The organism is Pontibacter chinhatensis (assembly GCF_900113285.1).
GTDB classification, from domain to species: domain Bacteria; phylum Bacteroidota; class Bacteroidia; order Cytophagales; family Hymenobacteraceae; genus Pontibacter; species Pontibacter chinhatensis.
Genome location: NZ_FOOT01000005.1, coordinates 493,509 through 506,185 on the forward strand (window position 1 = coordinate 493,509; position 12,677 = coordinate 506,185).

Genomic DNA, 12,677 nt, shown 5'->3' on the forward strand with positions numbered 1-12,677 from the left:
TATGGCTCTGCGAGCCAGTTGGGTTGCAAACCCAACATTATAGTAGGCACGGGTTGTAAACCCGCGCCAGTGAGGAGGGTTAAAGTATAGCTCAAGTATAAAAACATAGCCAAAGTATTAAAGGAGCCTCCCGGCATAAACCAGAAGGCTCCTTTTATTCTTTATAGATGACCAGAAACTACTCCGCTACAGCCTCAATCACTGAAACTGAAGACGCTCCGAAGAACCCAATGGCCCCGCCCGAGATGTTGGTTGGCGCATTGGCAGGTGTGCTTTCGAACGGCCCGCCGGAGGAGTTCTGCTGCTCCTGCAGGGCGTACCAGAACTTGTAAGCCGGTTTATCCATTCCGTACAGCTCTACTCTCAAAACATCGCCTTTCTGGACGGGGAAAAACATATCCGCATGGCCGTAGTTGCCATCGTAAATATCGTCGCTGAGTACGGTCAGCTCGTCCGGGTCTAGCTCCCCGTTGATGTAGACATTCCAGCGGTAGTAGTTGCCTTTGCCGGCCGGGTCCTGGAAGTGGAGGACCGGGTAGTAGCCTTCGTCCTGCATGTGCGTCTTTTTCTTGAACTCAAAGGTCAGCGAATCGATAGGCGAAACGGTGGGCATGTAGCTCTGGGCAGTATACTCTTTCCCGGCCACCACTGCCTTAAAGTAATAAGTATAGCCTGGTGTACCCTGCAGCTTGGTGGTCTGGTAAAGACCATCGCCAGCCGTAATTAAGGTATCGGCGTTGCCGTGGTTGTCGGTGATGATGACCAGCGCGCCGTTCACGCCGGGTGGGCGCCCCTCGTCGAGGTAACCTTTAGTGGTAGACAGGCGCACGGTGTACGGGCCAGGCTGGTCGGTTACCAGGCCTTCCACAACCAGTTTGGTATCAGAAGTGCGGAGTTCGTAATCGATGACCTCTTCGCAGCTGGTAAAGCCCAGCGTGAGCATAGCAGCCACGTATAAAAATATCTTTTTCATAGTATTAGAGGCGTTGAGAATTAGAAGTTGAAGTTATAGGTAAGCGATGGCAAAAAGCCGAACAGGTAGGTTTTCACGGCCTCCGTTTTGGTTCGGTCGTCCTCGCTCTCACGGAAGTAAATCGAGAAGGCATTCTTGCGGGCATAGGCGTTGTAGACGCTCAGCGTCCAGGAGCTGCTATACCTTTTGAATTCGTTCCTGGGCTTCTCATAGGTTGCTGATAGGTCGAGGCGGTGGTAGTCGGGCAGACGGTAGCCGTTGCGCTCGGAGTAGACCGGGTAAGTTTTGCCGTTGTACTCGTAGCGGCCCACCGGCATGGTGATGGCGCCGCCGGTGCTGTAGGTCCAGTTGGCCCCGAAGTTTATGCTTGGTGTAAACTGGTAGGCCAGCACCAGGTTGCCGGAGTGGCGACGGTCGTGGCGGGGCGCGTACGGCTTGCCGTCGTTAATGCCCGGCACAGTGCGTTCAGTTTTTGACAAGGTATAGCTCACCCAACCCGTCAGCAGCCCCTTCTGCTTGCGCAGGAAGAACTCTGCCCCATAGGCCTCGCCGGTGCCGCGCAGCAGCTCTGTCTCCAGGCGCTCGTTGAGCAGAATCTCCGCGTAGTCTTTGTAGTCAATCTGGTTGTCCATCCACTTGTAGTATACTTCCACGGAGCCCTCAAACATGTTGTCGGCAAAGTTGCGGAAGTAGCCGGCGGCTACCTGGTCGGCCATCTGCGGTTTTACATAGGTGCTGCTCGGAATCCACACATCAAAAGGCATGGCGGAGGTGGAGTTCGACACCTGGTGCACGTACTGCAGCGTACGGTTGTAAGAAGCCTTAATCGAGCTCACTTCGTTCAGGTCATACTTGGCGGCAATGCGTGGCTCTAGCCCACCGTAGGTTTTTATTTTCTCGAAGCGGCTATACTTCACCGTATCCACCGGCGTCTCAAATTCCTCGTCGTAGAGGTACACATCCCCCGGACCCACATTGGTGAAGCGGGAGAAGCGCAGGCCGTAATCCACGGTGAGGCGGTCGGTAATCTGGTGCTCGTTGCTCAGGTACACGGCCGACTCCAGGGCGCTGGTGGAGTTGAGCTTCAGCGCATTCACGTACGATTTTTTACCCGGCTTTACCTCGGCTGGCATAAAGTTGTGGTAAGTTACCTGCAGGCCAAAACGCAGCTGGTTTTTTGGGTTCAGGAAGTACGTATAGTCGTTCTTGATGCCATAGTCCTTGATGTGCGATTTCCAGGTAAACTCCGACTCCTCTTCTTTGGAACCCAGGGCATAGTCAAAGTCGGAGAAGATGAAGGTGGTGTTCGAAAAGAGCCTGTCGTTGAAGAGGTGGTTCCAGCGCACCGTGGCCGTGGCGTTGCCCCAGTTCATCATTGCATCCTTGGTGGCGGCCACGTCGCGGCCAAAGTAACCCGACACAAACAATCGGTTCTTCTCATTCAAAGTATAATTCACCTTCGCGTTCAGGTCGTAGAAGTATAAATCGTTGCCTTTGATGTCCTCGTCGCTGCTCAGGCCGAAGAACACGTCGGCGTAGGTGCGGCGGCCCGAAAGTATAAACGAGCTTTTGTCTTTGATGATGGGAGCTTCCACGGTCAGGCGGCTGGAGATGGTGCCGATACCGCCCGATACCTCCATCTTCTGGTTGTTGCCTTCCTTCATGCGGATGTCGAGCAGTGAGGAGAGCCTGCCGCCGTGCTGGGCCGGAATGCCGCCCTTGTAGAGCTGCACGTCTTTAATGGCATCGGCGTTGAAGACCGAGAAGAAGCCCATCAGGTGGGAGGCGTTGTATACCGGCGCCTCGTCGAGCAGAATCAGGTTCTGGTCAGCCCCGCCGCCGCGCACGTAAAAGCCGCTGGTGCCCTCGCCGGCATTCTGCACGCCTGGCATCATTTGGATGGCCTTCACCAGGTCGACCTCACCCATCAGGGCCGGCATACTTTTAATCTGGGCCACCTGCATTTTCAGGGTGCTCATCTCCATGGAGTGCACGTTTTCATCTTCTTTGCGCGTGGTGATTTCTACTTCTTTCAGCGTAGTTGCATTCTGGCGGAGCGACACATCCAGTTTCTGGCTAGCGCCCAATTTCACGGGCTTGTTTTCGGTGATGTAACCCAGGTAGGTCACCAGCAGTGTGTAGTCGCCCTGTGGCAGGGTGAGCGAGTAGAAGCCGTACTCGTTGGTGGCGATGCCCACGCTGGGCAGCTCCTGCACGCTTACCGAGGCCCCAATCAGGCCCTCGCCGGAGGCACCGTCTTTCACGTAGCCGCTCAGGGTTACCCTGTTCTGGGCCTGCCCTGCCGTTAGCAGCAGGCAGAGCAAGAGGAATGTAAAAGTTAATCTTTTCATCATAGTTTTATTTTGTAGTAATGGCTGTGTGGCGTTATGTATGGCTGAGTTGATGGCGCAAAATTAGGCTGGTCACATCAACAGAATTTTACATAATTCCTGGTATGTGTTATATAATTGTAAAGGTGCCAGGGTAGCTGGGGTAGGGTAGAGGCAAGAGGCTGCTCTGCTGAGCTGTAATTTTTTTCATGGTTTTATGTTGTTGGTAGTCAGGTGCGCGTCGCTTGCAGGAGAGGAGCACCCAGGAGTACCTCCCCCGAAAGCGGCCGCAAAATTATGACTTCTTTTCAGCATGAAAAAGCCAGGCATAAAACTTAACCTGGCTTTTATATGAATGGCGCGAAAGTATAGATGAAGTGCGCGTAACAGGGGATGCTTACTGGCTGCTCTGGAGCGGGCTGAGGCTGTTTATCCAGTCGACCATATAGGCCACCACATCCGGGGCCATCGTTTCATCTAGCTGGCCATACTCCCCAATTAAGCCGGTGCTGGTGGTCTGGAACAGGTGGTTTTTGTTCTCAAACTCCTTGATAGTATAGTGCGTGTTACCGCCTTTCTGCAGCGCCTTCTCGATGCGTTGCAGGTTAACAGGGAGTATCTGCAGGTCTTTGGAGCCGTTGATGGCCAGCACCGGACACTTGAGTTTCTGTAGCTCTGCCGCCGTGTTGTGAAACAGGTCCACGCGGTGCGCCGGCGAGAGGAACTGTGTATACTCCTTCGAATTAAGCGGGATAGTCATGTCCAATAGCTCGCGGTCCTGCTGGTTCAGCTTGGCAACTTCCTTCTCCATCTTTTGGAGCATCGTTTTGATTTTAGCTTTTGCCAATTCGTTATCCGGCTCGGTACGCACAATCTCAAAGGCTTTTTTCAGGATTTTCTCATTTAGGTCTATGCCTGCCTTGCTCACGCCTACCGATGTATAGTGGGCGCGGCACTGCTCGAAGAATAGCATTGGGCCCGAAGTAGACGCCGAACCAGACATGAGCACCACATAGGCAACATCACTCGAGTTATTGGCAGCAATCGGGGCAATCTCGGCGCCCAGGCTATGGCCCATCAGACCGATGTGTGCTTTGTCTATTTCAGGGCGGTTCTTCAGGTAATTCACGGCTGCCACAGCGTCGCTGGCTAGGTCTATCACACTGGCTGAGGCAAAGTCTCCGGTGGATTTGTTTACGCCCCTGTCGTCAGCACGCAGCACGGCATAGCCGGCGCGGGTGAGCATGTCGGCTAGCACCAGGAACACCCGGTGCCCGAAGATGGTCTGGTCGCGGTCGTTGGGGCCGGAGCCGGGGATGAGCAGGATAGCAGGGTGCGGACCGGCCGTGGCGGGCATGGTGAGCGTGCCGGAGAGGGTCACGTTGGCCGTCCCGTTGCGGTAGCTTACTTCTTCCTCCAGGTAAGGGTAGGGTTTTACAGGCTCCTGCGGACGTTTGGCTCGGGCTACGGGCAACCGGTCCACCTTCTTCATGTTCATTGGGAAAGCGTCTTTGCTGTTCTGGGCCAGACCACCCTGCAGGGTAGTAGCATCGAGCAAGATGCCTTTGTAGGTGGCGTTCAGGGCCAGCACCTTTAGCGTCAGGGCGCTGCCATCAAATACCACTTCATCCACCGGAATGTCATACACTTTTTGGTCGAGGCTGTGCAGCACCGCCTTTAGTTGCTGGTCTTCGGTGCTTTCAATCTCAAAGGCGATGTTCATGTGCACATCTTTTTTAATCTCGAGTTTACCGAGCCAGATACCCTGTATGGTTTGGCTTTGCTGCGCCTGTGCCGCGGTACAGAATATGCTCAGCAGCATAATAGTTAGGGAAAGGAAAGAGAAGTGTAGCGGTTTCATGGTTTTATTTTGCTTAAGGTTTGACCGTCAGGCACCTTGCCTGCTTGGATGATTCAAACCTAGCATGCTTTCACCTTCACAAAAAATCAAATCCGGCAACACCTATACTTGCTCCACCAACACCGGATTTTATACTTCAGGAAGCGTTTGCCCATCCTTTTTCAAGTTCACATAAAATATCACATAGTTCATCCAGCGAAGTAGGGAAGGTGTAGCGGGTTTTATACTTTTAGGGGAGGGGGTGATTATAAGAGTTTTAGAAGTACCGGGTCCAACCACCCCTAACCCCTCCTTTTCTAAGGCGGGGAGTCTGTAATTGCTATGGCTGAGGTGTAAGCACTTTAGCAAGAGGTGTTGCAGCTTACACCCCTCTTGAGCTATGCTCGCAAGCTTCGAACTCCCGTTCTCGCTTGTCCTCAAGGGGACAGTAAGAATAGCCATAGCTATCGATTCTGTTCCCAGCCTTTGGGTTGAGCGCCTTCTAGATTTCCGGTGCCGCTGTTGCGGCATTGCGGAGCAAAGGAAATGTACACCGCGCGATGCCCGAAGGCGGGCCCTCTCGGGCTTGAGAGCACCAATGCCGGCAATGAAACTATAGGTAAGTAAGTCTGGAGGATGAACAGGAGCTAGTAAGGATAGCTTGTGTCCAGTTGCAGGAAGCAGGGGCTATGGGAAGTATAAGCTGAGCAAATATAAAGTATAGGCAAAGTAAAAGTATGGCTTTTCAAGCCAGTTGGGTTACAAACCTAACCTCATAGTAGGCACGAGTTGCAAACTCGCGCCAGCGGGAAGAGGGGGCTAAAAGGCACAAGCGGGCGCACACGCCACTAAGTATAAGAACAATCAAAGTATAAAAAGATAACATCACCCCAATGCTGCAACGCAAACACATAGAACCCCTCATCCATACCACCCTCTGGCTAACCGGCTACCTGGCCATTATACTTTGGGTAAACACGCTGGGGTCTTTCCGAAGCGCTGACGGCAGTATCCTGCTGCCCGTGACCATTGGCACGCTGCTCAATATTTGCCTGTTTTACACGATAGCCCTTGTCCTCATTCCGCGTTACTCTACCGATAAAAAGGCTGTTAACTTTCTATTGAGCATCCTGTCACTTTGGGTGGGACTCACGGTGCTGGAGACAAGTGTAGATTACCTGGTTTTTATCAATTATTACTCTACCGAAGACGAGGGTTTTGGGGGACAATTGGTGATTAATCTGCTGTTTAACTTTATTATTTTCTCGATGGCGCTGGGGTATGGCTTTACCAAAAACTGGCTGCGCAACGAAAAGCAGCGACAGCAACTGAAGGAGGAGATGCTGCAGGCTGAACTTAACTTCCTGAAGGCGCAGGTAAATCCACACTTCCTGTTCAATGTGCTCAACATGGCCTACGCCAGTGCGGCAGGCAACGGCGACGAGCGGACGGCGGACATTATCGAGAAACTAGCTAACCTGATGCGCTACATGCTCTACGAGAGCAACGTGGTAAGTATAGAATTGTCGCGGGAAGTGGAGTACATGGAAAGCTTTATCGAGCTGCAGAAAATGCGCCTCTCGAAGGAGATACAGGCGGCGGTAAAGTTCTGCGTGGAAGGCGACCACAGCAAGTATAAAATCGCGCCCCTCATCCTAATCCCTTTCGTGGAGAACGCATTTAAGCACGGCATACGGCTCGACAAACCCTCCGACATTTTAATTAAATTAAAGGTGGAAGGGATGAATTTATACTTTGAAGTGGAGAACAGCATCGCCCAAGCCAAAAATGAGCTGGGGCGAAAAGCAGGAGGGGTAGGACTGGAAAACGTGAAGAAACGGCTGGCCCTGCTCTACCCCAACAACCACCAGCTGCAAATCTCCCCAAAAGATGATACCTTTCATACAAAGCTCATACTTAGGCTGGACTGAGGTCCGGTGTTCGTTGCTAGAATTTTGAATGAGTGACTGAGCGAATGAGTGAATAGAAAACCAACTTTCTAACTCTCTAACTCCCAAACTCTCTAACTCCTAAACTCTCTAACTTATGCGTTGCATTGTAGTAGATGATGAGCCTTTTGCCCTGGAGCTGGCGGCGGATTATGTCCGGAAGACGCCGTTTCTGGAGCTGGTCGGCACGTTCAGCAACCCGGTGAAGGCGCTGGCTTTTCTGATGGAGCGGGAGGTAGACCTCGTGTTCCTGGATATCAACATGCCGGAGCTATCGGGGATGCAGTTGCTGCACGCGCTGCCACGCAAGCCGATGGTGGTGTTTACCACGGCCTACCCCGAGTTTGGGGCTGAGAGCTACAACTACGATGCGGTGGATTACCTGCTCAAGCCGATCAACTACGCCCGTTTCCTGAAGGCGGTGAATAAGGCAGTGGAGCTGCATAACCTGAAGAAAAAAGACAAACCCGCCCCCGCAGCACCAGCCACTCCCACGCATGATAAAGCGCATATGCTGATAAAAAGCGGCACGCAGACCTTTAAGGTAAAGCTGGAGGATATACTTTACGTAGAGGGAGCCGGCAACTACATGGCTTTCTGCACCAAAGGCAAAAAAATCCTCTCACTGCTGACGATGAAGGAGGCGCTGGAGCTGCTGCCAGCCGACCAGTTTGTGCGGGTGCACAAGTCCTACATCGTCTCCCTCAACCACCTCGACGTGATTGAAAGGCACCAGGTAACCATCGCCGGCAAAGCCATTCCCATTGGCCTGACCTACCGCGAGCAGTTTCTGGCGAAGGCGGATAACGTATAAAACGCACAACAAGCTCCCGCTATATGGGAGCCTGCTGTGCGTTAACACCAATCACAAAGTATAAATAACCTATACAGTAGCGCCGGCCACAGCGGCAGCAGCCACTTTCCTTTGCACCAGCCTATCAATGGCCAGCACACTGAACATGGTTACCAGGGTGGTGGTGATGACCACGTAGCCAACCACATCATAATGCTGCAGCGCCCCACCCGGCGACTGCACCACAATCAGACCGGCTGCCATCGTAGCCAGGCCGCCCGATACCTGCTGCACCGACGACTGAATGCTCATGTAGGCACCGCGGTCGGCGGGGTCTGGTACGGCGCTCATCAGGGCGGTGGCCGACACCATGCGCGAAGTGATACCGATGAACATAACCACGTTTAGCAGGAGCACCAGCCAGAGCGGCGAAGGACCGAGGTTGCAGTAAAATCCAATCACTACCATCGAGATAACAGAGCCCCAGAAGAAGACTTTATACTTGCCCAACTGGTCGCTGAGCTTGCCTGCGAGTGGTCCTGCCACCATGGCGCAGAGCCCGGTCACCATGTAAATCATGGGCAGCTGCTCCAAGCTGATACCTAAGTTGTAGACGGTAAAGGTGCTGGCAAAAGGCATGAGCATAAAGCCGCCGGTAGCCAGCAGCACGATGGCCCCAAAGCCCTTCAGGTAGTGCCGGTTCGAGACCACCCGCACCAGGCGCCAGACAGCTTTGCTTTCCGTTTGCAGCTTCAGGTGCGCGTCAATCGGTTTCATGTAAAGTATAACCGCTGCCGCCACCAGCACGCTTACGCCCACCAGCAGCAGGAAGGGCGCATGCCAGCCCCAGAGATTGGCTAAGTATAAGCTGAGGGGAATACCCATCACTTGGCTCACAGCAAAGGCCATCTGCACAAAGCCCATCACGCGGCCCCGCATTTGTAGCGGAAACAAATCGGTGATGATGGCAAAGGAGATGGAGCCAATCACCCCTCCGAAAATACCCGTCACGATTCTGGCGATGAGCAGGGAGAAATAGTCCGGGGCGAGGCCACAGAGCAGCGTGCCGAGGATAAAGCCGCTGTAGAAAACGAGCAGCAGTTTTTTACGGTCGAACCTGTCGGCAAAGCCGGCAGCCAGCAGACCCGACGCGCCCGCACTGAACGCATAGGCCGACACCACCCAGCCAAATTGCTGCGGCGTAATGGCAAGCTCCTGAATCAGCTGCGCCCCCAGCGGCGAGAGCACGATAAAGTCGAGGATGATGGTGAACTGCAGGATAGCCAGGATGGCTACAATAAATACCTGGTACCGCGAAAATTTATCCGTTGCGGCCGGGGTATTGCCAGCTGCTGCGGTTGGTGTATGTTCTTTCATAGATGTCGGATGGAGTACTTTAGTTAAACGCTGGCACCAGCAAAGCAGGCACGACTTCTGAAGCTTTTCTGTCGTGCCATCGCCGTGCTCAGGCGCAGTATTTTATACTTAGTTTATATGTCTTTCCCGATAGGCACCATACTTCCATACTTGCGGAAAGTATGATGGGCCACAATGGCGGCTGTCGTGCCAATCAGGATGGAAGCAAGCACATCGCTGGGATAATGCACCCCAAGCGCCAGCCTGGAATATGCTACCAGAACGGCCCAGGCCAGCACCGTGACGCGCAGCGGTGCATTCCGGAACATCAGCGCCAGGGCTACAGCAGCGGTAAAGGCAAAAGCTGTGTGCCCCGACGGGAAGGAGGGACTGCTGGCCTCCGCTATCCGCTCAATGCTGTTATGGCCGACAAAAGGTCTCGTCCGGTTAACCGTATACTTGAGCGCGCCAATCACTCCCACCATCAAACACATGGCCAGCAGGTACTGGAAGGCCTTCAGGCGCAGCGCGGCGCTCTTCCGGACATGGCCGAGCAAGTATAAGGCAACCGGAACAACTGCGCCCAGGCCATAGGCACTCATGGTTAAGGCCAACAGAAGGATGTCCAGGTCAGTGATTCTGCTGCTGTTCAGGGCTTCGAGCGTGGCCAGGTCCATGGCCTGAAATGTATCGGTGATGGTGCTTACAAAGAGGTAAAGTAAAAGGTGCTGTAGGAGAAACATGGTAAATTGTAAAATCTTCTTTTTAGCGAAGGCAAGTATAAACCAGAAGGGCTCACCTGATACAGGAGCCTTGGTGCCTTATAGCCAATGATGTAAATTATATTGAAACAAGGGCCGGCCGCGAAAGGGAGCGGCAAAGCAGTTACCCTGCTCCAGGTATAGGAACAGGGGTACTTAGAAGAACTGCAAAAATCATAGTTTTATTTTGTGTGTCGTACTTATGCGTGTTTATAGTCTATAATGCTTTATCCTACAGAAACCGGTGCCCGATGCGTTGGAGCAGTGCCTCGCGTTGGCTGCGGGCCAAGGGTAAAAGGCAGCTCCCGATGCGTACGCTGCTGCCGTCAAGTGCCTGTACCTGGCTCAGGTTAACGATGTAGGACTTGTGGATACGGAAAAACTGCTGTTCCGGCAAACGCTCCGCTACGGCTTTAATCGTCTGGTGCACCATTAGCTTTTGGGAGGTGGTGTGAATCTGCACATAGTTCTGCATACCCTCCACATAAAGTATGTCGGCAAGCACCACCTTTTCCAGCGCGCGGTTGTGTTTCACGAAAAAGTACTCGGCCTCCGCAGGCTGTTGCGGCGCCTGCTGCTGTTGCCGGAGCAGGTATAAATCCCGGGCCTTGTTCACCGCTTTCAGGAAGCGCTCCAGCGACACAGGCTTGAGCAGGTAATCTACCACATCCAGCCGGAAGCCCTCCAATGCAAAATTGGGGTAAGCCGTGGCCAGAATAGTAAGAGGTGGGTTGGGCAGCAGTTCCAGCAGGTTCAGTCCGGTTAGGCGGGGCATATTGATGTCCAGAAACATGAGGTCTACGGGGTGTTGCTGCATTGCGTTATGGGCGGCCACGGCACTGTTGTAGCTGCCCACAAGCTCCAGGTAGTCCACCTCGGCCACGTAGCTTTCCATTCCTTCGCGCGCCAGCGCCTCGTCATCCACAATAATACACCGCATAAGAGTTTAGGAGTTAGAAAGTTTAAGAGTTAGAAAGTTAGAAGGTTAAAAGGGTGATTTTTATTCACTCATTCACTCAGTCACTCATTCAAAATTTGACTAGCGGCCTTGGCTGTTTGTGTTGGGTTTATACTTTCCGACAGGTGCAGGTCCAGCTTCGCCCGGAAAATGCCGAACTCCTGCTGAAACTGTAAAGTATGCCGGCCGGGATAGAGTAGGTCCAGCCGCTTTTTCACGTTTTCCAGGCCCAGCCCTCCGGCTTTGCTTGGCTGTACTACCTCCGCAGGCTCGTCGTAGCTGTTCCATACTTCCAGCCGCAGCTGCCCTTGCTGCTCTGTGCTCAGCCGGACCTGAATGAAATTGCCCCCGGCTGCCGCGCGCGATACGTGCTTAAAGGCGTTCTCTACAAAGGGAGCAAGTATAAAAGGGGCAATGGTATGCCCATATGTATGGGTAGGCCAGTCGGTGTCGAGGCGCAGCTCTTTGCCGTGGCGCACCTGCTCAATCTGCACATAGTTTTGCAGGTAGCTGACTTCCTGCTCCAGCGGAATAGCGGCCTGCGAGCACTCGTAGAGCTGGTAGCGCAGCAGGTCGGCAAACTGAAACAGCACCTGCGAGGCTTTCTTCGTGTCTTTGTTCATGAGCACATGGATGCTGTTGAGCACATTGAACAGGAAGTGCGGGTTAATCTGGTCGCGCAAGAGTTTAAGCTCTGCCTCCAGGTGCTCGGCCCGCAGCTGCTGGTGCTTTTTCTCCATCCGGCTGTGCTCGGTATAAAACCGGATGCCGCAAATGGCGCTGCTCGTAAGCAAGAGCCCGGTAAACAGTCCCAGCGCCCGCGGCACAAACTCCAGGTGCCCGCCATCGAAGTTAAGCAGGCGGTAGTGCAGCAGCTGCTCCAGCCACAAGTCCACAAAGCTTAGCAGCACCGACATGCCCGCACAGGCCACCAACACCAGCAGCGAGAAGCGGAACATCTGCCGCCGCAGCATAAAGCGCGGCAGTGCCAGGTCGGCCAGCAGGTGGGCACAGGCAATGTGCGCCGGCACCAGCACCGCCACGTAAAGCAGGCTGGCCCCGAAAGGCATAATGGCCGTCATATTGATCTTCAGCAGAATGGCGGCGGCCAGTATACTCCAGATAAAAGGGATCAGGTGCCGGGTGGTCAGCATGGGTTTACTTCTTAATTCTCCGGCAAAGCAAGGAAAATAATTTTACTTCTCTCTTCTAAAAGCCATAGCTTGTTGGATGAAAAGTACCGCCAGGCCCGATTGAAGTTACCGTTCGTCAATTAAAAAGTACAGTTGGTCAAAATTTATACTTGGGGGAGGGCAGGGCAGTTAAGTTCTCACCTAAAGCGCTAAGCCTGGGCAGTAAAGGTGAAAATAGTTAGAGCGTGATTCTCCCCTCGAGGACAAACGAGCACGGGAGTGTGTAGTTTGCGAACGCAGTTCATGGAGGGGTGTTAGAATCTAGCAGATGACATTTGCTACTGGCTTTACACCCCTATAGTCCCCTCAAGGGGACAATTTTCTAGAAATTTATACCTCAGGTGAGTGCAGGAGGGGTCGGAGTATGATGTAGAGTTGGGGAGGAAGTATAATAGCCATACAACTTAAACTTTATGGCATTTATACTTCGACAGTGTCCAGAAAAGTGTGTAAGTGAGTTCGGGCTGGTGTTTTAGAATCTACATCTTTCCGGGTATAAAGTTACAAACTGGTTCATAATCAGG

9 protein-coding genes are annotated in these 12,677 nt (G+C 53.2%); 2 read left to right on the forward strand and 7 right to left on the reverse strand.

Features of this window, described 5'->3' with window-relative positions; translation table 11 throughout:
• Positions 1 to 178 precede the first annotated feature (178 nt).
• From BM040_RS16400 to BM040_RS16410, 3 genes are all read right to left on the reverse strand, one after another.
• Positions 179 to 973, reverse strand: a complete 795-nt coding sequence (locus tag BM040_RS16400; protein ID WP_092103750.1) for a DUF4249 domain-containing protein — start codon at positions 971 to 973, stop codon at positions 179 to 181.
• A gap of 20 nt (positions 974 to 993) precedes the next feature.
• Positions 994 to 3,327, reverse strand: coding sequence for a TonB-dependent receptor (locus BM040_RS16405; RefSeq protein WP_245756264.1), 2,334 nt, complete (start codon positions 3,325 to 3,327; stop codon positions 994 to 996).
• Positions 3,328 to 3,700: 373 nt separating this feature from the next.
• Positions 3,701 to 5,164 carry an alpha/beta hydrolase family protein gene (locus BM040_RS16410; protein WP_092103752.1) on the reverse strand — a complete coding sequence of 488 codons (1,464 nt, stop codon included), beginning with the start codon at positions 5,162 to 5,164 and terminating at the stop codon, positions 3,701 to 3,703.
• Between the two features lie 872 nt (positions 5,165 to 6,036).
• On the opposite strand from BM040_RS16410, the gene BM040_RS16420 reads away from it, so the two are divergent.
• Positions 6,037 to 7,074 (forward strand): sensor histidine kinase, encoded by a 1,038-nt coding sequence (locus BM040_RS16420; protein ID WP_092103756.1) that lies wholly within the window; start codon positions 6,037 to 6,039, stop codon positions 7,072 to 7,074.
• A gap of 115 nt (positions 7,075 to 7,189) precedes the next feature.
• Positions 7,190 to 7,906: a LytR/AlgR family response regulator transcription factor gene (locus BM040_RS16425; RefSeq protein ID WP_092103758.1), complete on the forward strand. Its 717-nt coding sequence runs from the start codon at positions 7,190 to 7,192 to the stop codon at positions 7,904 to 7,906.
• A gap of 69 nt (positions 7,907 to 7,975) precedes the next feature.
• Here the strand turns inward: BM040_RS16425 and BM040_RS16430 are convergent, their stop codons facing one another.
• The 4 genes from BM040_RS16430 to BM040_RS16445 form a co-directional block, all read right to left on the reverse strand.
• Entirely contained in the window at positions 7,976 to 9,262 is a 1,287-nt protein-coding gene (locus tag BM040_RS16430) for an MFS transporter (protein ID WP_092103760.1), read from the reverse strand.
• A 113-nt stretch (positions 9,263 to 9,375) separates the two neighbouring features.
• A complete protein-coding gene (locus tag BM040_RS16435; protein WP_092103762.1) occupies positions 9,376 to 9,984 on the reverse strand; it encodes a phosphatase PAP2 family protein in 609 nt (202 codons plus the stop codon).
• A gap of 250 nt (positions 9,985 to 10,234) precedes the next feature.
• The gene (locus BM040_RS16440) at positions 10,235 to 10,942 is read right to left on the reverse strand and encodes a LytR/AlgR family response regulator transcription factor (RefSeq protein ID WP_092103764.1); all 708 of its coding nucleotides are present in this window, start codon (positions 10,940 to 10,942) and stop codon (positions 10,235 to 10,237) included.
• Positions 10,943 to 11,022: 80 nt separating this feature from the next.
• Complete coding sequence (locus tag BM040_RS16445) at positions 11,023 to 12,114, reverse strand: sensor histidine kinase (protein ID WP_092103766.1); 1,092 nt, start codon at positions 12,112 to 12,114, stop codon at positions 11,023 to 11,025.
• Positions 12,115 to 12,677: the final 563 nt, after the last annotated feature.